Below are 25,899 nucleotides of genomic sequence, written 5' to 3' on the forward strand. Positions count from 1 at the left end.
GGTGTACGCGTCGGTGCAGAGGGCACCTGACCGTCAAGCATCCGCTTCAACGACGGGAGGAGCGGCGAAGGTAATAGCGTCAAAAACTGCTGTTACAGAACCGTCCCGGCTGGTGACGCCGACCTCGAATGTCCCGCCTGTGGGACTGGAGACGAAGACTCGCGTGATCCCCTCCTGATTGGTTACACCCTCGTCTGGCCGGATAAACAAGAAAGGCATGATCCCGGGATCAGACCTGACCTTACTGGTCCACTTCACTGGCATGCCAATACCCCGATTGCCATAATGGTCCTGCATCACGGCATACAACTCGACTTGCGCACCAGCCTTCACGACGCCATCCGGCACCTGGGACTTGAGCGGCCCCGGAAAAAACATTGAGGTTTCATCGGCACCGATTTTCACACTCTGCGCTGTCTGCTCCTCATACAGGTCCAGCCAGAAGCGTGGCGTTGCCGTGCCCATGACCTTGTCCGGAATAAACTCGGCGGTCGCCACTCCATCTGTCCAGGTAGCGGTCTGCTTGATGCTGCCCAGTGAGGTCTTCCAGTACACGTTGACCCCGCTCAAGCCCTTGCCTGCATGGTTCTTGACGGTCACTTTGAAGGTGGCTTTTTCCCCCGGCTTATTAGCCACCAGCACCCTAGGATCCACCTCGCTGGTAAGCGTGACCATATGTTCCAGGGCTTCATCTTCATTGGGGATCAATGGCGCGGGCGAGGCATTCAGGCTGAGCAGTGCATGCTCGGCAGCCAGTGCGTAAGCCGGTTTGTCGATTTCTGCCGGGAGCATGCCCATCAGGAAAATCGTCTGGGCATCCATGCCACTACGGGCTGACAGCTCACGGACGCGGATCAACAGATCCAACTGCGCGAGGTTCTTGATCAGCATCTTTTCCGGGTCGACCCGTCTTGCGCACTCGCGCACTTCCTGGACGCTCCAGGCGAAAAAAATCGCCAGCCTGATCGCCGCAGTCTCTTGGGCCAGCGCCAGGGCATCGTCAGAGAGAGGCTCAGGTAGTGCGTTGACCTGACGCAGGTAATCAAGCAGTTTTTCCGGTGGCTGCTGACCCAACGCAAAGGCCTGGTTGAGCACCGTCAGGTAATAAAGGGTACTCAGCGTGAACTCATGTTTGTTGTCGCGGCTCAGCCACGATATATAGCCGTAGGCCAGGTAGTCCTCCAGCAGTTCGACGCTAAGGTCCAGCTTCACCACCACCGCACTGCGGCGCTGCACATCGGCCAATAGTTCGAGCAGCGGATCAGCTTCGTCTGCTTGTTGCCGCCGACGTCCACTTGCGGCGCCGTCATCGTGCCTTGCACCTTCGAGCGCAGACTTGAGCACCTGATAAACCGTCCCGCCTGCCCAGGTGAGTACCGTTAATACCAGCTCGGACTTCAGACCGGCATAGACCGCCAGGCATTCCTTGATCACCGACACCTGGCCAGCCCTGGCTTGCAGCAATACGCCGAGCATTTTTTCGACGATCAGCGCACGCGACTCTTTATCGCCTTCGCCAATGCCGATTCTCACCGCCTCATCGAGCCTCTCGCGGGCAAAGGTCAGGTAATCGAGTTCAATCGCCTCCGACAGCACTTGAACCAACCCGTTGCTGTCGACCAGAGCGGTCAGTAAATCCAGCCAGCTCGCACCGCCCGCCAGCGGCGGGACACCGGCCATCAGTAATGCAGTTTCGGAAAACAGGGCCGCAGACAGCAGACTTCGCAGTTGTTCGAACAACTCCTGCTCATTCGACGATACCGCCGATACCACAACCGGTGAAGCGTGTTGCAGCATCCAGAGCACCGACAGCTCACGCTCATTGCACCAGCGAACACAGGCCTCCATGGCCTGGATGATGTTCAGCGCATCCGGTACGCCTTCGTGTTTGTTCGACTTGAGCACGGGCACGCCGGCCAACGCCTTGAGCCAACTGTCCCCCCCCAGAATAATGAGCAACAGAATGCCCTCGACCGGACTGATGCCCAACATTCGGGGCAGTTTCACCATGCGGTAAAAGCTTGAGAGGGTTGCCAGGTCGCAGATCAGCGTGTCCTCGCGACCATGGGCATGGGCAATTGCCTGTGCCAGGTGACGGTAGGTATGCAGGTCAATCTTCAGGCCACTGCAGAGTTGATTGACGGTTAACGCGTCCTCGCCCGGCACCGGAAACACCGGAAACTCGTGGCCATCGAGTTGCAGCGGCTTGGGGAAATGCACCGAAGCATTAAAAATGCGATCGAACTGCGACAGCACTTCGCCACGGCCGAAAATCGACAGCACGTAGATAAACACCGCGAAGTCCTCGGCGGTACAGCCATAACGCTCGCGTAACTCTTGAAACAGGCCGATGGCCTGCAGGGTGTTTTCTGATATCCAGCACTCGGGCTCAAGCACCCAAGGGGTCACATTGGCATTGATTGCCGCCATCAGCAGGCAATCCACTTGCTCGCTGGGCAGACCTAGCCAGTTGTCCAGGCGCAGCTTGCGGTTCATTCGGTCGAATCGGGTGTGGCTAACATTTATTAACCGGTGAAGGGGCCCGTCCAATCCACCTCTGAAATCGATACCGACAGAAGGACTCACACCCGCGTTGAGATAAACCGAGCCCGACTGCTCACCACTTGGAATTAACGGTTCGTCCTTTTTCAGAGGCACATTGTCAGATCGCACAGGGGAGAAGCTTTGAGTCGATAGCAGCGCCTCAACCTCCAGGGCTTCGAGTTTTGTTCTTTCACAGAAAAAGCGCACCTGATTCATATTCAACCTCTCAATAGGAGAGGTTCCAAAGTTCAGCTGATAAAAGGCATTCAAAACCTCTGGGTCACCTCCGAGAAAGGGCTCCTCAGTCAACAACTTCCGCTGATAAGGCCCCAGCCGAGACGCATGAAGCAAGGCCCGCTCCCCATAACCCCCCAGGGCATTGAGTTGCAGAAAGTACGGATAGGACCGATCGACCACACGGGCCACAGCCCCTACCGACAGGTCATGGTGCCGGGCGACAAAATCGATCGTCTTCCAGTCCTGGCAATGGGGCAGCCCGTTGGGATAACGGGCCTCGCGCAGGGCATCATCGATATCACTGCCCGCCTGACCGTGGGCCTTGATAAACGCTTCCAGCACCCGGACGATAATGTCCACCGATGACACCGATTGATGCACCGCCTTGTGATCGATGGGCAACGGCAGTAGATCCGTGCGCCGCTCCATGAGTGGTATTTTTTTGTTATCACCACGAGATTCGATTTTGTCTCTGATCCACATCAGCAGCTCAATCAGATACGCGACCGGCGAAGTCACCGACTCCAGGGCATCAGGCGGGCATAACCTATCAAAGGGAGGATAAAAAAGTTTTTCAAAACTGGGTCCCGGCACCAATGATAAAAGCCCGCTCATCGGCCTGATGTGTTCTGTTTCATCGCCGGTCAACTCCTGCTCGATAAACTGCCGTCGCACATAGATTGCCAAGGCATTGGAACGCCACAGAAACACTTGCGCGTCATCCCGGTTCAAGCCGAAGTCACGTACCAGACCTTCCACACCCTTTGCCACCAGAGGGAAAACCGATCCATCCTGTTCGATGTATTGGCTCAGCAAATCATTAACCTTGCGCTGTTTCTCACTGAACACTTCGCAGTAGATCTGCCGAAGGGGGCTATGCGGTGAGGCAGCCATGATGACACTCCTTGTATGGATGACAGGACGCTGAAACCCTGGTGAGGGCGTCGCCGGGTTCAATTCACTGATTGAATTTGGTGCCAGAGCGAAGCCTGCGTCTACTGTCATAACTGACAGTAACGCCGACCGCTCGTCGGAAGCCTTGAAGGCTGTTACTCAGACGAAGGCTCCGGCGGGCCAACCTCAAAGCGTGCGCTTTCGGCCCAGCGAGATGACTCCGTTCCACCCGCGAGGCGTTGCTGAAAGCAGACCCAATTACCCCCCGGCCTCAGCTTCACTTGAGCCGTAGCCCTCCAATCCGTCTCCGCGATCTCGATGCCGTCAACCAGCGTTTGATCAGGGTTGAACCAGGCAACCAGCTCACCCACACCGTCCTGGCCTTTGCCTTCGAACGCTACCGGTTCAGGGACCCAGCGACCCTCTGTCGGCACATTGACCTGCGGCTGATAAGCGCCCAACTGAATCTGTCGTTCAGGTGACGGCGCAGAAGCGAAGCCATCGCGCGATTGCACAGCGATCAATTTATGGATGCCGCCCGGACGGGCGAGCGTGATCCGCATTGACCAGCTCCGGTCAGCAAGAACCTGGACTTGCCCCAGCTCCGTTTGCGGAGCATCGGCGAACGCCACTGTGACCGTATCGCCCGTATTGTCCGTATAACCAAACCCGGAACACACCACCTTGTTCTGTACGAATGCGTCAGGGGCGGGGGTTTCCATGAACGGCGCATTCGGCACCACGTTACAGGTCAGCAGGGGACTGTCTTTTGACGTCTGCTGCTCAAAGGTTTGCGTGGCCCAGATGACTATTTTTCCGACAAAAAACTCCATCAGCGGGCGCTCCCAGTGACCCCGGTCGTCAACGAGAATTTCGCGAAGCCAAGGCTCCGGATTGCCTTGGCGCCATACCGAAACCTGGGCACCGGGCAGGCCTCGGCCTGAAATGATTGAGTTGCGCGGTAGATCGCCTTCTGGCTGCGGCACCTCGAACGATGGCGGCAACAGCAACACCGTGAACGTGCACACCTCACTACGCTCCGACTCCCGCACACTATTGCTCTGCATCGCGTCAATGCTGTATCGACGAAACGCCGGTAGCTTATCGAAAGTCACTGACCAAGGGCCGTCTTCGGTTAGAAGCCTGGAACCCACTATTGAGCTGTCTCGAGCGTCCCGGATCTTCACCGTGGCGCACTTCACCCCGTTGTCACCTTTAACGATCAGGTCAGGGCCAACCTCTTCGTCTTTACCTGGCTCAGGTGATGTGATGACCGGTTTGGGGAGCGGGATAGTGAACATCTTGCTCGCCGATTCCGACGTTTGCGAGCCGACCGTCTGGGTCACGGTGACTGTATGAGTGACATCGTGGTCAAAGGGAAGGGTGCGTTGAAAGGTCCAGGTGTCGTCCGTGAGGGTAGGTTTATGTACGGTGGCGCTGTCGCTGTAGGTCAGATTGACCACGGCCCCAGGCCAGCAGTTGCCGGTGATGATCGGCGACAATCCATCGTCGGTAATAGTGATCTCTGGCGCCAAGGGCGCAATGGTCACCTCGACGGTAATCCATGGATCAGACCACAGGTCATTCAGGACCTGCCTGATATGGACGTTGCGCTTGTGGGTAGGTCCCCACGGTGTCAAGGCTGTGCTTGTCCATGCGCCATTCCTCACGGTGGTATCCGGAAGAGCCGGGGTTGCCCCCAAATCGTTGAGGAGAACGACCGTCGCCCCCTCATAACCCTTTCCGGAGAAGGTGGGGGTGTATTCTTTCGTGTAGCTCACTTCGGTCGGGATGGGTAGTGCCCGGGTAAAGACAAACTGAACCGGCTCCGATGTAATCCACCCGTCAGGGTTATAGGAAACCTTTTGGATCGCCGACATCGTGTAATTGCCTGGTGGCCAGTTACTGACGGTCGCCTCCCATCGACTCGCTGCGACCTTAGCAATGGTCAACGGTGGCTCACCCGGCCCGCTGAGTTTTCTGATTTCAACCGTGGCACCGGTAAACCCGGCGCCGGAGAACTCCATGGTTTCATCGTCCCCTTGCGTCACGGTGACGGCCAGTTGAGCGGGACGGATTTTGAAGAAGCGGGTGGCGCTACGCCCTGATGTAGCCCCATCCAATTTTTGTAACGCAACAAGCCCTTTTCGCCCAGGCGGTCCGGCGACTTGAGCGCTCCAGTTCGCCCCTGTCAGCACGCCACTTTCACCGAGCTTAACGCTCTCAAAGCCCTCGTATATCTCGACGGTTGCGCCGACCATCCCCCCGACACCTGAGAGGGTGAAGGTTTGATTCTGCTCGGTATCGGCGCCAGGAGCAGTGATGGCTGGAATAACCATAGGGGGAAAAAGAGTAAAGGTGCGTACCGTTGACCATCCTTCGTTGCCAGATTCGACGTGCCGGACCGTAATCGATAAAGGGCCAACTATGTGTCGTAAATCAAGATACTTACTCCAATAGCCATCGCTATTTGCAGGCTCGGTAAGTCCAAAATCAGCAGTTCCGCCTTTATTCATAATATGAACGGGATAACCAGGGGCTGCGTTGACTCCGGCAACTAGCACCCGCTCGTTACTTTCCACCCTTTGATTTTCAGTCGGAACGGTAATAGATGGTGGTAACACGACAAAATTTCGATTTGCCGCACGGGCCGATCCACCATGGCCGGGCAGAGTCTCCAAAACCGAGATAGTGTGCTCTCGGCCGACTAACGGAGCAGTAACCCTTAGCTCCCAATTACGAGAAAACCCCACATGGACAGAACCACTCAGAGGTGCACTGTCAGTGCCTCGTATGAGTTGTACCTGATAACCAAGTTGTCCTGAGCCTTTAATCAAGGGAGTTATGGACGTTAGAATGTTACTGGATACGGGTGGATCCGTAATAATCGGCGGTTCTACTGCAACAAACCATCCTGTGTCGTACCAAACGGTCCACCACGTACCCACTCGATATCTGTAGTGAAGGGCGCAGCTTCCTGGCCGCAGAGTAATGTTCGGCACGAACCGGAGAGGATTTGAGGGGCCAGAAATAGATTGTTTGTGGTAGTTAACATTATTCCCATCGTAGAAATCCACCTCGACGAGGTTCGCGCTGCCATTGGAATCGTTAAATTTTTGAGCCAAAAATTCCGCCCCGGTACGCGAAATCATGTGATTGTCACCTGGCGTAACGAAGGGTAAATGAGTGAGCCGTGGTTGGTCTGTTTGCTCCGGCTGATACAGGTGATCTGGTTCATCCAACATGGTTCAGTGCTCCAAGACGGGCATAGCTGCCACTTCATTGAAGACATTTGAAACCTTAAAACCGAATTCATACCACCTGTAAAAACTGACAGTTCTGACGAACGGTATAGTTGATCTCCTCGCCTTCCCCCCTCGTGTTTTCAACCCCTCAGTCAGCGGCTACACCTCCTTGCGCCGCAGCCTACACATCCGCCAGAATCCGCCGGCTTGTGCACCTTGTTCGCCACGGCTAACGTGAGTCCTATCGCTGCCCATCAGCGATCGGGTTTAGTCGCTCGGAGGTTACACGTAGGTGCACTGCGCTCCAGATGGTCAGGTATTCCCTATCCCTGAACGTTATGGTGGCTGTGCGCAGGGCGCCCTCGGGCGCGCCGGTTTTTCGTGTTTCCTCCCGGTCGACTAACCTGCGTTCAGCCGCCACCCCTCGTTTAGTCGCGAGTCGGTGGCAGCCCCACTCAAGGAAACAACAGAATGTTCAAAGCCACGCCTAATCCCCCTGAATACGACAACGTTTCCCCCTACGATTCCCCCGACTCGAAAAAGCTCCACGCCGCCGCCCACAAGGCGCTGGACCACTACCTCAAACCCGGCACCGGCAACCCGCGCGACTATGAACGGCGCTCACTGAAGTTCTTCGCGGTGCTCCCCGACATCAACAACGAAGCCTTGATGGCCTACACCTACGAGACCTTCTGCTCGGTGAGCACATTGATCCTCGACCTGTCCGACGACCTGGAAGACAAGCACCGCAACCTGGCGCTGGCGATCCATCAGCTGACCGAGCACGGGTTGTTGTTGGTGGAGAAGGCGCTGGACAACGAGTACCCGATCCAGCCGATCGAGTACGGGCTTCAGCTGTAACGCGTTGAACGGCAAAAGATCGCAGCCTTCATCGCTCAAGTCCAATGCCTCTGTGGATAGAGGCATTGGTGGTAATACTCAATCCAGAGCAAGTGGTGGGTGCGCCCCGGACTTAGTTGCCACCACCAAGTCGAATGAGCCGTTTTGAATTCTTTTGCCTGTATACGTAGTAAATTGGAACGTGCCTTCCACACGCGTTCCATCTGCACTCACTATGATGGCGACCCAACCTGATACACCCATCTGGAGTAAATAGGTGCCATCTGGTCTTGTAAGCATATACGTGGCGGTTGCTTCGGTACCAATAACGTAACGTTTCGTCTTCACATCCGGAGGTAACACGATGCTTACCTCACTCTCGCCTAATGAATGGCCTTGTTTGGCATACACGTAAAAATTGCCATCCGACTGTTTTCCACAAATGAATTTTTCTCCAGAAAACCTCCCAGGTGGATCTGGTAGATCACAGGTGTATGCCTGCAAGAGCTTGGCTTCTTGCGACAAACCTTCGACTCTGGTGTTCATGATAGTGCTCCCTTTCATTCAGTAAACTTCAGATGACCTCGTAACGGCGTCAATCCAAAACTAAACAAAAAAAACGGGCGCGAATACTGTCACTTATGGCAGGTATAAAAACAGATTTTTTATCGCCAATTGATTAACCAGAATGCTGTTTTCGAAATAACATGCCTCCGATCCTGGCAACACTTCTTGTGTCGTCCAACGTTCGGAGAAGCTCATGCTGGGGATCCAGTCGCAGGCGATCTTTTGCTGCATCAGACCGAAGCCGGCATCGGATAAAAGCTGAAGTACTGGTGCAAGGCACTCACCAGTTGCCCGTATTCAACCGGTGCGCGTTGCACCTCGAAACCGGCGTCGTAGTGGTGGGGAGTGGCGTCTTCACGACACCACAGGCAACGGGCACGCAGGTCGATGACCTGCAAGACACCTTCGCTGGCCGGGATTTTCAAGCGCAGGTCAAACGCTGCGCCGACCATCATCGGCAACGGGCAAATGAGCATCAGGCCATCATCCGTGACATTGCCGATAAAGCCGACAGGCTTGTCGGTGACACTGTTGAACACTCTCAGAAAATACGGCAGTTGATGCCGCTCGATCCGACGGTCAGTGAACAGGCTGTTTATCACTTTGGAAAGCCCCTTGAGCAGGGTCGTACTGATACTTCGGAACGTGCCTGACAGACAGGAGCGCTCTCCCCGATTCCGTTGCCGGTCACAGGTATCAACATGGTTTAGGTTGAACATTCTAAAACACGCTAATCGAAGATTAGCTCAAGGCGGGCACACACACCCTGATGCTCGTCAGTTAACGAATATCTATCGACGGGTGATCAATTGTGGCGAGGGAGCTTGCTCCCGCTCGACCGCGAAGCGGTCGTAATCCGGTTAATCGCGTTCCATCTGAATATTCGCGGTGGCTGATTTCAGGGTCGCTTCGCCCGAGCGCGGACCGACCCGCGGGAGCAAGCTCCCTCGCCACAGGTTTTGCGTTCGGCACGCTTGTCTCTTGGCTGACGGGGATCAGGCACTTACCATTACAGAGGCGCGGGCATACTTTTGGCGCTGCTGCGCGGTGGGTACCAACCCAGCGACTGCAAGGTTTCCAGCCGCGCGCGGGCACGGTACGCGTACTCGTTGTCCGGGTACTGGGCGATGATGAACTGGTAAGTCTGGGCCGCATCGACATAGAGCTTCTGACGTTCCAGGCACTGGCCGCGCAGCATCGACACTTCCGGCTGTATATAGCGCCGCGCCCGGCTGTTGCGATCGACCTGGGACAATTCGAGCATCGCGTCCTCGCAATTGCCTCGGTCATAAGCGCGGTAGGCGTTGTTCAAATGATGGTCCATCGACCAACGGGTGCAGCCCGTGGCACTGAGGGCAAGGGCGGCAATGAGCACGAATCGCATGAGGGTTCTCCTGTCTTGTGCTCTGTATCGACCCGTTGGGAAAAATCTTCAATAACAGGATCAAGCGAAAAAAGCCCACTGAGCCGCCAAGGCTCAGTGGGCTTTTTAATGAACGACAACATCCTGGTCAGTCGACCGTAAATGTTCGAGCCGGTGACCAAGGGCCGGTGCCGGTGCCACGGATCAGGCGTGCCGTAATCATATGCACACCCTTGGGCAGATCTTCGTCCAACGTACCTGACCAATGATCGTCCTCTGACACCTCGCGTCTCAAAAGAAAATGGCCGCTCCCTGCTTTTACGATTTCAACAACGTCGCCTTTTTCAGTTTTAGAAGCGATGCCCGATACCTTGACCTTGTTTTGCTCTGTTGCGCCCTCTACCGGTTGCACGATTACCGGAATAATCAGTACCTGGGTGTCCGTGGTCATGTTGTCATCTCCTTGACTCGTCACCTTTTGACGAGCCTCCAGAGCATTCAACCCCGCCCCCTAATGCCTGCCTACCTGTTAAAACTAACAGCGCCGACAAACGGCAGGTGCTTATCAATGAACGGATCCGAAAATTTTCAGGAATGTTCGTTTAAAGAAACAAATGAAAAGTAGTGCAAACGAACAATGACTACAGCATCGGACCATAGTAGCCTCACCCAGCGCTTGAACTCAGGAGTCTTTGCATGTCCGTCCGTCGTACCAAAATCGTCGCTACCCTTGGCCCGGCCAGTAACTCGCCGGAAGTTCTCGAACAGCTGATTCTGGCTGGCTTGGACGTTGCCCGCTTGAACTTTTCCCACGGCACCCCCGACGAGCACAAGGCTCGCGCCAAGCTGGTGCGTGACCTCGCTGCCAAGCACGGGCGCTTCGTTGCCCTGCTGGGTGACCTGCAAGGCCCGAAAATCCGTATCGCCAAATTCGCCAACAAGAAGATCGAGCTGAAGATCGGTGATCAATTCACCTTCTCCACCAGCCATCCGTTGACCGAAGGCAACCAGCAAGTGGTCGGCATCGACTACCCGGACCTGGTGAAAGACTGCGGCGTGGGCGACGAGCTGCTGCTCGACGACGGCCGCGTGGTGATGCGCGTTGATACCGCCACCGCCACCGAACTGCATTGCACCGTGACCATCGGCGGCCCGCTGTCGGACCACAAAGGCATCAACCGTCGCGGTGGCGGCCTGACAGCTCCGGCCCTGACTGAAAAAGACAAGGCCGACATCAAGCTCGCCGCCGAAATGGAAGTCGACTACCTCGCCGTGTCCTTCCCGCGTGATGCCGCCGACATGGAATACGCCCGCCAACTGCGCGACGAAGCCGGCGGTACTGCCTGGCTGGTGGCGAAGATCGAGCGCGCTGAAGCCGTGGCCGATGACGAAACCCTCGATGGCCTGATCAAAGCCTCGGACGCCGTGATGGTCGCCCGTGGTGACCTGGGCGTGGAAATCGGCGACGCCGAGCTGGTGGGTATTCAGAAGAAGATCATCCTGCACGCACGCCGCCACAATAAAGCGGTGATCGTCGCGACCCAGATGATGGAGTCGATGATCCTGAACCCGATGCCGACCCGCGCTGAAGTGTCCGACGTAGCCAACGCCGTACTTGACTACACCGACGCCGTAATGCTCTCGGCAGAAAGCGCCGCCGGCCAATACCCGCTCGAAGCGGTCCAGGCCATGGCACGGATTTGCATCGGCGCAGAAAAGCACCCGACCAGCAAAACCTCCAGCCACCGCATCGGTAAAGTGTTCGAAAGCTGCGACCAGAGTATTGCCCTGGCCGCCATGTACACCGCCAACCACTTCCCGGGCGTGAAGGCGATCATCGCCTTGACCGAAAGTGGCTACACGCCGTTGATCATGTCGCGCATTCGTTCTTCGGTGCCGATCTACGCTTTCTCCCCGCACCGCGAAACCCAGGCCCGCGCGGCCATGTTCCGTGGCGTCTACACCGTACCGTTCGACCCGGCATCGTTGCCGCCCGAACAAGTCAGCCAGGCTGCGATCGACGAGTTGCTCAAACTCGGTGTGGTCGAGAAAGGCGACTGGGTCATCCTGACCAAGGGCGACAGCTACCACACCATCGGTGGCACCAACGGCATGAAGATCCTGCACGTTGGCGACAAGATGGTCTGAGTAAAAGAGCGCTGAAACGCAAAAGCCCCGCCATGTGAATGGCGGGGCTTTTTTTCGTTTAAAAATAATCAGATAGACGATTTAAGCGTTTCTCACCTGTCAGATCTGACAGTAGACGCCCTTCCGTTCACCCCCTTTAATCGATTCCGTCCACCGCTGCTATCGCTGTCATCAAGGCATTCTCACGCTTGACTGTTGCGGCTCGTCATTGGCAGCCCTTGACGGACAACCCACTCCAATTAAAGGAATAGAACGATGAGCCAATACACAGCACTGACCGCTCGCGCCGCGGGTGATCTCGACCCGGAATTTGGTGAAGACAAAGACGGTAAAGTCATTCTGCGTTTTCCCGATGCACGAGATACTTCAGGCGAATGTATTGCCGAAGGCCCCGACGGCAAGATCTATGTCGGCGGCAGCGTCGACGCCGAAGGCATTGACATCATCCACAAGCTAGGTATCGCCTGCCTGCACAAGAATGGCACTTTAAATAAAGCGTTCGGCAAGGATGGATATGTAGTCTTACGTTTTGGCCCGATGCAAGACACCCATCTGCGCCAGATCCTTTTTCTCACCGTCGGGGGTGAACCCAGAATCCTGCTGTCCGGTATCGATACGAAAAGAGGTGAAGTTGTGCTTGCTCGCCTTCATATCGACGGGCGTGTGGATGTGCGTTTTGGCGTGAAAGGTCTGCTGACGGTCAAACAGCCTGAAAACCTTGCTAAAGACCTTGGGCTGGGTTTTACACCGCAGACGACCACCAGCATGGACGCCTCTGGGCCTTGCACGGTGGCGGATGGGAAAATTTATGTGGTCATGGAAGTGTACATGCCGATCTGGATTGCCACGGTGGCGTTACTGATCCGCCTCAATGATGACGGCTCGTTTGACACCACCTTTAACAACATCGGTTATGTCGCCGTTACCAATCAGTACTGGGGCAATAGCACCATCAAGGACATTTTGGTGCATAACGAAAAAATCACCGTGTGCGGAACACTGGCAGGTCATGGCATGGTGGCTCGCCTCAATGACGATGGTTCTTTCGTTCACACCTTCGCCGACAACGGTTTCAAACTGCTCGAGAACCCCGGTCCCTCGCTCGAAAAGCTCGTCCAGTATTCCAAAGGCGCTGTTCTTGCAGTCGGTTGGGTGTCGTCTCCGACACAGGGTGTGCTGGTTTGCCTTAACGATAAAGGTGAATTTGAATCAGAATTCAATGGCGGCAAGGTGCTGCTTCAATCCCTCGAAAAACATGTCATGTTTTTGGGTGTTGGGCTGTTTGATGGAAAAATCATCGTATCTGGACGTTTATTTCAAGATGACAAAACCCCTGAATTCCTGGTGGTGCGTTACCTGATTAACGGCAAACTGGATACCGACTTTGGCCACGGGAAAGGTTGGAGCTCCACTCGATTCGAAGACCATTACACGGCCGCAAACACCATGACCTTACAAAAAGACGGGAACGTGCTGGTCTTGGGCGATTGGGGGGGCGGCGCCAGCTACGCTGCGCTAATTGCCTGCTTCCTGAACCCCGCAGCCTCACGTTGAATACAGTGCAGAACCGCCCCCGTAGTAGCTGTCGAGCCTGCGAGGCGGCGTTAGAGGCGGACCGCGGTCGGGCGAAGTCCTCGCAAATCCTGCATACGCGGCTTTCTGGTAAGAATGCGTTGCCTGATTTTACGACTGCTTCGCAGCCGAACGCCGCCTCGCAGGCTCGACAGCTGCTACAGAACCGGATCGCGGGCTCGGCAGCTGCGGCAACCTTCAGGATCTGTTGATAAACCCCGACAACGCCGCAATCGCTTCCGGCGAGCGCAGCCGTTGGACAAACAGCTTGCCCTCCTCCTCGATCGCTTTGCGCAGCTGTTCGCGGTCCGGGGCTTTCATCAACTGCTTGCTGATGCGCACGGCTTCGGGCGCCAGTGTTTCGAAGCGCAATGCCATCTCGCGCGCCTTGGCCACTGCGGCCTCGCCACTGGGCAACGCTTGGGTTGCGATGCCCCAGGCGGCGGCCTGTTCACCGTTGAAACCTTCGCCCAGCAGCAACAGCTCGGCAGCTTTGGCCTGCCCGAGCAAACGCGGCAGGATCAGGCTGGAACCAAATTCCGGGCACAGCCCGAGGTTGACGAACGGCATGCGCAACTTCGCGTCCGCGCTGATGTACACCAGGTCGCAATGCAACAGCAGGGTAGTGCCGATGCCCACGGCAGCGCCGGCCACTGCCGCGATCACCGGCTTGCGGCATTCCAGCAGGTTGCGCATGAACTGGAACACCGGGCTGCTGAGGTCGCTTGGCGGCTCTTCGAGGAAATCAGCAATGTCGTTACCCGCGGTAAAGCATTCACGGGTGCCGGTGATCAGTATGGCGTTGATCTCGGGGTCGACGTCGGCCTGTAGCAAGGCGTCCGCCAATTGGCTGTACATGGCGCGGGTCAGGGCGTTTTTCTTGTCTGGGCGGTTGAGGCGCAAGGTCAGCAGCCCGCGCTCACGTTCCAGCAGGATGGCGTTCGTCATGGTGAGTCTCGTGAAAGTGATTTCGCGTTCAACCCCGCGGCACGAAGACATCGGCCAATAGTTGATTGCGCGGCAGCCCTGCCAGGTACAGGCGCCGGGCAAAGGCGTCGACGCTGTCGGGGTGCCCGCAGAGTAAGGCCAGGGTTTGCCGGGAAACAAGGCGTAATTGCGCCAAAGCCGCCGCCAGCTCAGCCGTCGTCAACAGCTCGACGCTCAGGTTGGGACGCTGTGCCGCCAGCGCCGCCAAGGGTTTGGCCAGGTAATGCTCGCTGGCATCATGGGCCAGGTGAATTACCCGGATGGGGCCTTGATGATCCTGGCGCAACGCCTCGCGCAACACACCGAACAATGGCGCCAATCCGGTGCCGGCCGCCAGCAGCCACAACGGCTGGGTTTGCCAGTCGGGGTCATAATGCAGCGCACCGCCGCGCAACTCGCCCAGGCGAATCGGGTCGCCGATTTTCAGCAAGCGTGCCGCATCGCTGAATTCGCCCGGCAAGCGGCAGTCGAGGTGAAACTCCAGAAAACGATCTTCCTGCGGCAGGCTGGCCAGCGAATACGGCCGCGCCACATTACCGGCCCACAACACCAGATGCTGCCCGGCCTGATAGCGCAAGGGCCGCTCGGGCTGCAAACGCAGGCGCAACACGCTGGCACTTAACCAGTCGGCAGCTTCGACGGTGGCCGGCAAGCCGTCGCGCAGCGGATCGAATACCGCTACGTGCAGGTCATCGACGACCTCGCACTGACAGGCCAGCCGCCAACCTTGCTCACGTTGCTCGGCGCTCAGCGCATCGGGACGTCGGTCGCTCACCTCGCCTTTGAGGCAATGCACCATGCACGCATGGCAACTGCCGGCGCGGCAGCTGTAGGGCACGTGCATCCCCTTCTGGTTAAGCGCGTCGAGCAGGTTGCTACCCGCTGCCACCGACCATTGGTTATCGCCCACCCTTAGTTCAGGCATCGGCGTTTTCCCAAGCGGCAGCGCAGCGATTGCGACCGTCACGCTTGGCGCGATACAGCGCCTGATCGGCACGCTGCAAGGCGCCATCCAGATCGTCGCCCGACTCAAGCAAGGTCATGCCGGCGGACAGGCTCAGGTCCTGCACCGGCAGACCGACCAGTTCGACCTCGGTAAAGGCAATGCGCAGCCGCTCGCAGCAAGAGGTCAGGCGCTCGGGATCACAATCGGGTAGTAACAACACAAACTCCTCACCGCCATAACGCGCCAGTACATCGTCTTCACGCAGGCAGGCCGTGGCGACACCGGCGAACGCCTGCAACACCTGATCGCCGGCCGCATGGCCATACTTGTCGTTGATGCGTTTGAAATAGTCGAGGTCAATCAGTGCCAGACCATGCACCGTACCCTCTTCCATGCTGCGCAGTTCGCGCGTGGTCAGGCGTAGAAAATGCCGGCGGTTGAACAACCCCGTGAGTTCGTCGGTGGCAACCAGGTCTTCGAGTTGGCGCATCATCCCGCGCAAGGTGTCTTGATGCGCTTGCAAGGCAAAGCGCCGCTTGCGCATGCGTTGGCGTGAGGTCTGAACGTAGCCGGCATATAGCGTCAGCCAGACCAGCACGATAAACAACACGCAGACTTGCAGCGCCGCCAGCGCCGGGTCGACCGGCTCGAGGTGATAACCTTCCCAGAGGTTAAGGCCCGCAAAGCTGAAAAAGACCAAGGCCGCACATCGGATGAACGCTTGGCGCGGCAGATGGAAAAGTCCGAATAACAGAATCAACAGGTAAAACACCAGGAAGGCGCCACGGGCCGAGTCCAGATGAGCGATCAACCAGGTCTGCCAGCCAAGCCCCAGGAGCACCTGAACTTCAGTCAGGCCAGGGTCGGCAAAACGCAGATTGCTCCCGGTGGAGAACATCGCGAACAACACCGACTGGCTGAGTATCACCAGCAGCGTACCGATTACCGCGCTGCGCACCGAGCCTTGATAGTGACCACTGAGAATCGCCAGCCACAGCAGCAATAACACCAGCGCATAGGTGCCCGTCGCCAGAATAAAGCGCTTGAGCAACAGACTCTGGAGAGCGTTATGGGTCAATCGTTGGCTCACCGTGCGAAGGGGGGACTGATAACAGTGTCCTACCCTGAAATGCCAGATGTCACTTTAGTGTTGCACCTCAAGAATGACCATTCAATTTTGAGGTGATAGGCACGCACGATGCAATGCAGGCCAGGCAAACCTTTGTGGCGAGGGAGCTTGCTCCCGCTCGGCTGCGAAGCGGCCGCAAATCCGGCCGGCCAGGTGTGCCTGAGACATCGAGGTGAGAAGCTTTAGGCCTGCTTCGCAGTCCAGCGGGAGCAAGCTCCCTCGCCACAAAGGTTTGCCAACAGATGGGCATGCTTGACCCTATGCGACTTTGGTTTGACTGCCGGCGGGTGTGCCCGGCTTCGAGGCGCGTTATACTGCCGCGCCTTTTTAGCGTCGCGCCAGCAACCCCGGCGTGCCTTGAAAGGTGCTTGCAGCCGACCGATGCACCCCAACTGCAAGCACCTTATTGAATGTTCCCGTCTTTTAGAGGAGCGCGACTCATGACCGTGATCAAGCAAGACGACCTGATTCAGAGCGTTGCTGACGCCCTGCAGTTCATTTCCTACTACCACCCCGTGGATTTCATCCAGGCGATGCACGAGGCCTACCTGCGTGAAGAATCGCCGGCAGCTCGCGATTCGATGGCGCAGATCCTGATCAACTCGCGCATGTGTGCCACTGGCCACCGTCCGATTTGCCAGGACACCGGTATCGTCACCGTGTTCGTACGCGTAGGTATGGACGTGCGCTGGGATGGCGCGACCATGAGCCTGGACGACATGATCAACGAAGGCGTGCGTCGCGCCTACAACCTGCCGGAAAACGTCCTGCGTGCTTCGATCCTCGCCGACCCGGCGGGCGCTCGTAAAAACACCAAGGACAACACCCCGGCGGTGATCCACTACTCGATCGTTCCGGGTAACACCGTGGAAGTCGACGTGGCAGCCAAGGGCGGCGGTTCCGAGAACAAGTCGAAAATGGCCATGCTCAACCCGTCCGACTCGATCGTTGACTGGGTGCTGAAAACCGTTCCGGAAATGGGCGCTGGCTGGTGCCCACCGGGCATGCTCGGCATCGGCATCGGCGGCACCGCCGAGAAAGCCGCGGTCATGGCCAAGGAAGTGTTGATGGAATCCATCGACATCCACGAGCTGAAAAAACGCGGCCCGTCCAACCGTATCGAAGAGATGCGCCTGGAGTTGTTCGAGAAGGTCAACCAACTGGGCATCGGCGCCCAGGGCCTGGGTGGCCTGACCACCGTGCTCGACGTGAAGATCATGGATTACCCGACCCACGCCGCCTCGTTGCCGGTGTGCATGATCCCCAACTGCGCCGCCACCCGTCACGCGCACTTCGTGCTCGACGGTTCCGGCCCGGCGTCGCTGGAAGCGCCACCGTTGGACGCCTACCCGGAAATCGTCTGGGAAGCCGGTCCGTCGGCCCGCCGCGTCAATCTCGACACCCTGACACCCGAAGAAGTGCAGAGCTGGAAGCCGGGCGAAACCGTCCTGCTGAACGGCAAGATGCTCACCGGTCGCGACGCTGCGCACAAGCGCATGGTCGAGATGCTGAATAAGGGTGAAACCCTGCCGGTGGACCTCAAGGGTCGCTTCATCTACTACGTCGGCCCGGTCGATCCGGTACGCGAAGAAGTGGTCGGCCCAGCTGGCCCGACCACCGCGACGCGGATGGACAAGTTCACCCGCCAGATCCTCGAGCAAACCGGCCTGCTGGGCATGATCGGCAAATCGGAACGCGGCCCGACCGCGATCGAAGCGATCAAGGACCACAAGGCGGTTTACCTGATGGCAGTCGGCGGCGCGGCTTACCTGGTAGCGCAAGCGATCAAGAAATCCCGCGTGGTGGCGTTCGCCGAACTGGGCATGGAAGCGATCTACGAGTTCGACGTCAAAGACATGCCGGTGACCGTTGCGGTCGACAGCAAGGGCGAGTCGGTGCACATCACCGGCCCAGCCATCTGGCAGAAGAAAATCAGTGAAAGCCTGGCAGTAGAAGTGCAATAAGCCTTTAACCGCTGGAAAAGAAAGCCGCGCTGTTTGCAAAAACAGCGCGGCTTTTTTTGCCTGTCACTTTCACAAAACGCTACGAACTGACAGCGATAAAAAAACCGACAGACAGACTGATTCGTTCTAGAAAAACCCTTCATACCTGTCAAGTCTGACAGGTTACGTCGTGTGCCCTACTTGGTAGCGTGAGCCATCCGCCCCCCGCTCGCCAGGCTGGAACAAAATCTGACCATGGAAGATCAAGCCTCCCCAAACATCACCCCGCCTTCCATTGCCAAGAGTGCCGCGATTACTACCATCGGCAAAAGCTGGGGCGCTATTGGCAGCAGCGGCAAGGCTTCTTTCGAGTTGCCGTTGCCGATCTCGCCGGGACGCGGCTTTGATCCGGCACTGGCACTGAGCTACGACAGTCAAGCGGGCAATGGCCCGTTCGGCTTCGGCTGGCGCTTGAGCATCAACGCCATTACTCGCCAGACCAGCAAAGGCGTACCGCGCTACCTCACAGACGATGTCATCGTGGGGCCCAGCGGTGATGAATGGATGCCCGAGCGCGATAAGGATGGTCACATCCAGTCCCGCCCCGAAGATCACTACAACGGTGAACCTGTCGGCAAGCACTTGGTGGTCCGTTACTGGCCTCGGGTCGAAGGCGCCTTCGATCGGATCGAGCTCTGGCAATCGAGCACCAAGCTTAACCAGCCGCCTTTCTGGCTGGTGCACGGGGCCGACGGCAGTCTGCACATTTATGGCAAGACCGAGGCTTCGCGGCGCGCCGATCCAAACGACAGGTTACGGGTTGGCGCCTGGCTGCTGCTTGAAAGCAAGAGCGCCCATGGCGAACACATCGTCTATGAGTACAAACCCGAAGACCCGCTCAACGACCAACCTCACGACTACCGGGCCCAGCGTTATCTGCGACGGGTGTGTTACGGCAACTTCAGCGCCAGCGAGCATCTGTATGCCTGGACCGTGGACAACCCGGCCGAGCTGGATTGGCACTTTCACCTGCTGTTCGACTACGGAGAACGGACGCTGGAGTGGGACAAGAAACCGGTCTTTGGCGAACCGTTTGCACAACCGAACGATGACATCGGCGAGTGGCTGATTCGCCCCGACTCGTTCTTTACCTATGGCTATGGCTTCGAATTGAGCACCCGCCGCCTGTGCCGGCAGGTTTTGATGTTTCACCACTTCCCCGATGAACTGGGGCCCAATCCCGCGCTGGTCAAACGCCTGTTGCTGGACTATCACCCGGAGCCGGCGTTCTACAGCCAGCTGTGCGCCGCGCACTATCAAGCTTTTAACGCCAGTGGTGCAGTCGAACACCTGCCGCCGATGGAATTCGGCTACTCGCCCTTCGAGATCAACACCCAGTCGGTACCCTTCTTCCCCTTCGAACACATGCCCGGCATCCAGGACGGGCAACACCATCAATGCATCGACCTGTATGGCGAGGGTGTGCCCGGTTTCCTCTGCCAATACACTCAGAGCTGGTACTACCGCGAACCGATGCGAGGGCCGAACCACCCCGACGAAATAACCTACGGCCGGTGGCGGGTATTGCCGACCATCCCGGTCACCGATGGCAGCAAACCGGTGAAGCAGTCGCTTAACGACCTGACCGGTGATGGCTTTTTCGACTGGGTCGTTGCACAACCGGCTTTCAGTGGTTTCTATGCCCTAAACCCTGACCGCAGCTGGTCGCCGTTCAGCCCCTTCACGTCCTTTCCCCTGGAGTTCTTCAACGCTCTGGCACAATTCGGAGACCTGACGGGCAGCGGCCTCAGTTCACTGGCGCTGATCGGTCCAAAAAGCGTACGTCTTTATCCCAGCCTTCGGGAGGACGGTTTTGGGCCCGCGAAGGACGTGCCCCATGAACCGAACGGCGACAACCTGCCATTGTTCAGCAACTCACGCAGCGAACTGGTGTTTCTGGGCCATATGCTCGGCAGCGACCTGCCGGACCTGTGCCGCATTCGTCACGACGAAATCAAATGCTGGCCGAACCTGGGCCACGGACGTTTCGGCAAAGGGTTCGTCATGGATACCTTGCCCTTCGAGTACGGGACGTTCGACGCAGCGCGGGTGCGAATCGTCGACATCGATGGTTGCGGTGCCACGTCGGTGATTTACCTGCATTCGGATCACTTCGAAATCTACCTCAATCTCGGTGGCAATCGGCTCAAGCAAACGCCGATCAGCGTGGCCTGGCCCGAGGGTGTGCGCTACGACACCCTGAGCCAGGTCAATTTCGCCGACCTGCAAGGGCTCGGTTGCGCCAGTTTGATCTTCACCGTGCCATACCCATCGCCACGGCACTGGCGTTACGACTTTGTCGGCGTGCGGCCTTACGCGCTGATAGCGACCAATAACAATATGGGTTGCAGTGGCACCGTGCGCTACCGCAGTTCGGCACAAGAGTGGCTGGATGAAAAACGACAATGGCCGGATGCCGATAAACCGCCGCCCTGCTACCTGCCGTTCCCGGTTCAGGTGGTCAGCCAGCAGAGTCAGCTCGACGAGATTACCGGCAACTGCCTGAATCAGTTTTTCAACTATTTTCATGGCTATTACGACAGCCATGACCGCGAGTTTCGTGGCTTTGGCCTGTTGCACCAGACCGACAGCGAAACCAGCCCGGAGGAAGGCGACAGCGGTTTTACCGCACCCACATTGACCCGCACCTGGTTCCATACCGGCCGCCGGGTGGACTTGCCTCGCGAGGACTACTTCAACGGTGACGACCAGGCCCATCCGTTGGGTGACACGCTGATCAGTCATTTCCACGAGAACGACGGCATCGATGAACTCATCGAGCCCACTGACGAAGCCACCCTGCATGAAATTGCCCGAGGCCTGAGCGGTTCGGTACTGCGCGTGGAAGTCTTCGGATTACAGAAAGACCGCGTCGCGGCCATGCCCTATTCGGTGGAGCAGTCACGTTATCTGGTGCGAGAACTCAGGCCCATGGCCCCGCACCATCCCCATGCGATTGTCCTGCCGTTGCTGGTCGAAAAAATCAGCTACCAATATGAACGCTGCGTTGATGATCCGTTGTGCCGTCATGAAATCACGCTGCAGTGGGACCGTTTTGGCACGCCGCTTCACGCGTTGACCGTCAACTATGCACGACGCAAAACCGAAAAGGATGAACCACCCTTTGCAGATCCCGATGAGGCTCAATGGTGGCTGGATGCCCACGATGAAGCTCAACAGCGTTATTACCTGAGCGAGTCGCTTGCCGGGTTCATTCACCTGGATGCGCTGCAAGGCTGGCGGCTGCGGCTGCCGTGGCGCCAACGCGTCAATGTGTTGGCGCTGCCCAAAGGCTCGCTGCCTGCTGGCCTCAAGCCCGAAGAAGCGTCGTATGAATGCCTGAACCAATCCCACACGTGGAAGGAGTGGAACGCGTTGCGGCAGTTGAGCCGGTTATCGCGGCAAAGCTATCTATCCACTGACGGCAGCTTGTTGCCGGACGGCAGCGCCCAGCTCCAGGCATTGGCGGGTCCCCTGGAGCGGGCGGAATATGACAAGACCGCATTGGCCGCCTACGACACCTTGCCCGCTCCGTTCGACATCCGAAAGGAACTGCAAAACATCGGCTTCCAACCCATGCCGTTGTTTCTCGACAAAGACGAGGAAGAAGACAAGCTGGAAAACCTCTGGTCGGGCCTGCACGGTTTTTCCCGTTACGCCGACCTCGACGGCTTCTACAAGGTGCTGCAATTCAATGCGACCGCCAGTCACGGCTTGACCACGATCAGCTACGACCCCTATCGCTTGCTGACCACGGCAGTTGAGTTGCCGGACGGCTGCATCACACACGCCCAATACGACTACCACGCACTCCAGCCAAAATGCGTCATTGATGCCAACGAAAATACTCGGGAAGCGATCTACGAACCCTCTGGGCAACCGCTGGCAACCAGTTTTTTTGGCACTGAAAATGGCGCGGACGTCGGCTTCGCCCCCCTCGATAAACACCGTCTCCCCGAAGACTCCAGCCCTGGCGAAGCGATCCGGGACCCGGTCGAAGCCTTGCAAAAAGCGGCCAGCGTATTACGCAAGGACTTGCTCAGCTGGATGGGCACGCTGCCCGATACGGTTCGCCAGCGCCCTGATCAGTTAGCCCAATGGATTGCACAAGGTTACATCTTGCCGTCCCTGCACATTTGCGCCAGCGCACGCACGCGTCTGGCCAGGCTCAAGGCCCGAACAGCGGCCGAACAGACACTGCTCGAGCTGATTCGCGGTGTTGCGCGTGAGCCCGTGCACAACCTGGTGCTGACCGCCGATGACTATCCGGACCCGGACGCCGAAACAGGCCCGCAAATCCAGATGCAGATGACCTGCGTCGATGGCTTTGGCCGTACCTTGCAAACCAAGCAATTGGTTGAACCGGGGATGGCCTATGTCGTCAATCCGCAGGGCGAGCTGGAACTCGACCCGGTAACCGGCAAACCGTTGGAACGTCATGCCGACCCGCGCTGGCGCGTCAGCGAACGGGTGGAATACAACAACAAGGGCTTGGCCGTGCGGGTCTATCGCCCCTACTTCGCCAACGCCTGGCGCTATATCAACGATGCAGCGTTTCGCCGGTTCGGCCATCACGACCAGCAGTTTTATGATCCGTTGGGCCGACCGGTCAAAATCATCAATGCCAAAGGCTATGAGTCTCGCGAGACCTACCACCCCTGGTTTCAAACCAGTGAAGATTTCAACGATACCTATGAACCTGAGCCCGATAAACGCCAGGACCGGAACACGCCATGAACCTTCAGGTGCATCGCAATACACCGACCCTGAAGGTCAACGACAACCGTGGTTTGACCGTCCGGCACGTCGAATACCTGCGCAAGGTCATCGACGGTCCCGTGACAACCCTCGTTACCCGGCAAATCCATGACCCTATCGGGCGACTGATCGCGCAATGGGACCCGCGACTGTTCGGTATCGCCCCAAAGCCCAACATCTCCACAGTCCATGGGTTATCCGGCAATGCACTGCGGGTCGATGGCGTTGATGCAGGTAAGCGTTTGAACCTGCTCGGGGTCGCCGGGCAAGCGCTGCGACGCTGGGATGGGCGCGGTTGTCACTGGCAAACCGATTACGATCCCCAGTTACGCATGATCGCCCTGCACGAACAGCCGCCCGGGCAGCCGCAGACTATCGTCGAACGCCTCATTTACGCCGACCATTCGGCCGATCCGGGCCACAACCTGCGTGGTCAGAAAACGGCTCAAGAGGATCCGGCAGGCAGGCTGGACTTCGCAGGTTTCAGCCTGCTGGGCGCACCGTTGAGCGAAACCCGAACCTTCCTCGACGGCAAGGCCTGCAGCACCTCGTGGCACTACAGCGCCAATGGCGCGGAACTGACCCGGACCGATGCCGCCGGCCATCGACAGCACACTCGCTTCGACCTCGCGGGGCAGCTCAAGCAGAGCTTTCTTCAGCTAAAGGATGAGGACTTGCTGCAACCGGTATTGCAGCGTTTGACCTACAACGCGTTCGCTCAAATTGAAACGAAAACCGCTGGCAACGGCGTTGTCAGCACCTGGACCTATGGCCCTGCCGATGGTCGCCTGACGAATCAATGGGCCGGAATCCCAGGGCAACCACTGCTTCAAAACCTCGGTTATTACTACGACCGCATGGGCAACATCCTGCGTATCGAGGATCACCGTTTCAAACCGGTATTCTTTGCCAACCAGCGAGTCGATGGCCACCGTGACTTTGCCTATGACTCGCTGTCCCGGCTGATCCGTGCCAGCGGTTTTGAAGTGGCCGACGCCACGATCCGCCCGGGGCTGCCCGAGTTGATCGTGCCTATCGATCCGAGCCGCCTCCTCAATTACACCGAGCGCTACTATTACGATCTGGGTGGCAACCTGACGACGCTCTGTCACCAGCGTGAAGGCAACTGTTACACCCATCACCTGCGCATCGCGCCCAATAGCAATCGGGGCCTCGCCTGGAAGGAAGACGACCCCGAGCCGGTGTTTGAGGAAGGCTTCGATGATCATGGCAATCAGCTGATGCTGCAAAAAGGTCAGCCACTGGCCTGGAATCATCGCGACCAGCTGGGCAGCGCCACCCTGATCAAGCGCGACACAGGGGACGATGAGGAAACCTACGCTTACAGCCAGGGCGTGCGTGTACACAAACAGCTGATCACACACGCCGGGGCCGTCCGCCACCGCTGCGATGTCCGCTATTTACCGGGGCTGGAAAATCGCACCCTCGACGACAGCGAAGAACTCCACGTCATTACCCTGCCCGGCAGCGTGCGCTGCCTGCACTGGGTCAAGGGCAAACCCGCCGGGATTGAACAAGATCAACTGCGCTACAGCCTCGACGATCACCTGGGCTCCAGTACCCTCGAACTGGACCGCAACGGCGCAGTGATCAGCCACGAGTTGTACTCCCCCTTCGGCAGAACCTGCTGGTGGGCGGCGCGCTCGACCGTGGAGGCCAGTTACAAAACCATCCGTTACTCAGGCAAGGAGATGGATGTGAGCGGGCTTTGTTACTTCGGGCTGCGCTATTGCGCACCCTGGCTGCGACGCTGGGTCAGTGCCGACCCCAAGGGCGCGGTGGATGGGCTGAACCGGTATGCGATGGTGGGTAACAACCCGATGAGTTATATCGACAACGATGGCGGCGCAAGATCGGGGTTCTGGGAACGAGCCACCAGCCTGTTCAAAACGGCAGCCGACGTAGGCAGTAAAGTCGATGACGCGGCAAAGAACTTTGATGGCCCTGATGACGAAGCTCACGTCACTCCCGAGATCAGAAGCAGCATGACCTTTCGCAAGTACCTCTTTTCAAAAAATGGTCTGTCGGCCTTTGGCTTGGGAGCGACCGTCGGTGCCACGTTAGGAGGTGCGGCCGGGGCGTTCGCACCCGTCATAGGGAACGCGATTGGAGGCGTGGTGGGCGGCTTGATTGGAGGTCTTCTCGCGTCCTATGTGCGTTACCGTTTTTTCAAGCAAGGCATACGCGTCGCCGAAACGTTGCAGACCGAACAGATCAAGAATGTCACCCGCGATCTCTCCAATGGCGCCAATGACCTGGCCAGCGGCAAGCTCCCGGAGGCACTTCAAAACAAGCTGGATGATTTCCGCGAAAAAGCCGTGACCTCGTTAATGGAGCAATTGTCGCCGCTGGATCAACTCGAAGTGCTGGAGCAAATGCGCCGAGGTATCGATATTCATGACGCCCTGCGCTCAAAAATCGACAGCGCCCAAAACGCGTTGACCGAAGCCAGTAACGTACTGACAGAGCTCAAGGATCAGGCCACCGAGCTCGGTAACTCTGCCACCAAGATGGGTAAAAACGTTGTCCTGATGATTGATGAAGCCGGCAAGTTCGTACTGCCCGAGGCGCCGGGAACTGCATCAGAGCTACGCCCCATTCCCAAACCAAGGGCCCGAAGAGCGCTTGAAACAGCGGTATGAGAC

15 protein-coding genes are annotated in these 25,899 nt (G+C 57.8%); 6 read left to right on the forward strand and 9 right to left on the reverse strand.

What is annotated here, in order from left to right; translation table 11 throughout:
* Positions 1–33 precede the first annotated feature (33 nt).
* A complete protein-coding gene (locus AC1RJ3_RS10770; protein ID WP_493078849.1) occupies positions 34–3,786 on the reverse strand; it encodes a Tc toxin subunit A in 3,753 nt (1,250 codons plus the stop codon).
* A 44-nt stretch (positions 3,787–3,830) separates the two neighbouring features.
* Positions 3,831–6,827: a hypothetical protein gene (locus AC1RJ3_RS10775; protein ID WP_493078851.1), complete on the reverse strand. Its 2,997-nt coding sequence runs from the start codon at positions 6,825–6,827 to the stop codon at positions 3,831–3,833.
* 564 nt (positions 6,828–7,391) lie between these two features.
* On the opposite strand from AC1RJ3_RS10775, the gene AC1RJ3_RS10780 reads away from it, so the two are divergent.
* Positions 7,392–7,781, forward strand: a complete 390-nt coding sequence (locus AC1RJ3_RS10780) for a DUF6124 family protein (protein WP_123584189.1) — start codon at positions 7,392–7,394, stop codon at positions 7,779–7,781.
* A gap of 78 nt (positions 7,782–7,859) precedes the next feature.
* Here AC1RJ3_RS10780 and AC1RJ3_RS10785 read toward each other — a convergent pair whose 3' ends face one another.
* The 4 genes from AC1RJ3_RS10785 to AC1RJ3_RS10800 form a co-directional block, all read right to left on the reverse strand.
* Positions 7,860–8,306, reverse strand: a complete 447-nt coding sequence (locus tag AC1RJ3_RS10785) for a hypothetical protein (protein WP_347927851.1) — start codon at positions 8,304–8,306, stop codon at positions 7,860–7,862.
* Between the two features lie 251 nt (positions 8,307–8,557).
* On the reverse strand, positions 8,558–8,917 hold the full coding sequence (locus tag AC1RJ3_RS10790; RefSeq protein WP_493079001.1) for a PilZ domain-containing protein: 360 nt from the start codon (positions 8,915–8,917) through the stop codon (positions 8,558–8,560).
* Positions 8,918–9,336: 419 nt separating this feature from the next.
* Positions 9,337–9,711: a tetratricopeptide repeat protein gene (locus AC1RJ3_RS10795; RefSeq protein WP_103315042.1), complete on the reverse strand. Its 375-nt coding sequence runs from the start codon at positions 9,709–9,711 to the stop codon at positions 9,337–9,339.
* Positions 9,712–9,838: 127 nt separating this feature from the next.
* Complete coding sequence (locus AC1RJ3_RS10800; protein WP_493078854.1) at positions 9,839–10,141, reverse strand: hypothetical protein; 303 nt, start codon at positions 10,139–10,141, stop codon at positions 9,839–9,841.
* A 245-nt stretch (positions 10,142–10,386) separates the two neighbouring features.
* On the opposite strand from AC1RJ3_RS10800, the gene pyk reads away from it, so the two are divergent.
* Complete coding sequence (gene pyk, locus AC1RJ3_RS10805) at positions 10,387–11,838, forward strand: pyruvate kinase (protein ID WP_054593742.1); 1,452 nt, start codon at positions 10,387–10,389, stop codon at positions 11,836–11,838.
* A 255-nt stretch (positions 11,839–12,093) separates the two neighbouring features.
* Positions 12,094–13,392, forward strand: a complete 1,299-nt coding sequence (locus AC1RJ3_RS10810; RefSeq protein WP_493078856.1) for a hypothetical protein — start codon at positions 12,094–12,096, stop codon at positions 13,390–13,392.
* 216 nt (positions 13,393–13,608) lie between these two features.
* Here the strand turns inward: AC1RJ3_RS10810 and AC1RJ3_RS10815 are convergent, their stop codons facing one another.
* The 3 genes from AC1RJ3_RS10815 to AC1RJ3_RS10825 are packed head-to-tail and all read right to left on the reverse strand — an operon-like array spanning position 13,609 to position 16,421.
* Positions 13,609–14,358: an enoyl-CoA hydratase-related protein gene (locus AC1RJ3_RS10815; protein WP_493078858.1), complete on the reverse strand. Its 750-nt coding sequence runs from the start codon at positions 14,356–14,358 to the stop codon at positions 13,609–13,611.
* A gap of 28 nt (positions 14,359–14,386) precedes the next feature.
* The gene (locus AC1RJ3_RS10820) at positions 14,387–15,322 is read right to left on the reverse strand and encodes an iron-sulfur-binding ferredoxin reductase (protein ID WP_347927855.1); all 936 of its coding nucleotides are present in this window, start codon (positions 15,320–15,322) and stop codon (positions 14,387–14,389) included.
* Positions 15,315–16,421: a GGDEF domain-containing protein gene (locus tag AC1RJ3_RS10825; RefSeq protein ID WP_493078861.1), complete on the reverse strand. Its 1,107-nt coding sequence runs from the start codon at positions 16,419–16,421 to the stop codon at positions 15,315–15,317. The genes AC1RJ3_RS10820 and AC1RJ3_RS10825 overlap by 8 nt, the downstream gene beginning before the upstream one ends.
* Before the next feature lie 491 nt (positions 16,422–16,912).
* On the opposite strand from AC1RJ3_RS10825, the gene AC1RJ3_RS10830 reads away from it, so the two are divergent.
* The 3 genes from AC1RJ3_RS10830 (at position 16,913) to AC1RJ3_RS10840 (ending at position 25,896) form a co-directional block, all read left to right on the forward strand.
* On the forward strand, positions 16,913–18,436 hold the full coding sequence (locus AC1RJ3_RS10830) for a fumarate hydratase (RefSeq protein WP_054593746.1): 1,524 nt from the start codon (positions 16,913–16,915) through the stop codon (positions 18,434–18,436).
* A gap of 234 nt (positions 18,437–18,670) precedes the next feature.
* Positions 18,671–23,212, forward strand: coding sequence for a SpvB/TcaC N-terminal domain-containing protein (locus AC1RJ3_RS10835; RefSeq protein ID WP_493078863.1), 4,542 nt, complete (start codon positions 18,671–18,673; stop codon positions 23,210–23,212).
* Complete coding sequence (locus AC1RJ3_RS10840) at positions 23,209–25,896, forward strand: RHS repeat domain-containing protein (protein WP_493078865.1); 2,688 nt, start codon at positions 23,209–23,211, stop codon at positions 25,894–25,896. Before AC1RJ3_RS10835 ends, AC1RJ3_RS10840 begins: the two co-directional genes overlap by 4 nt.
* Positions 25,897–25,899: the final 3 nt, after the last annotated feature.

The organism is Pseudomonas sp. GW822-FHT04C11 (genome assembly GCF_058800905.1).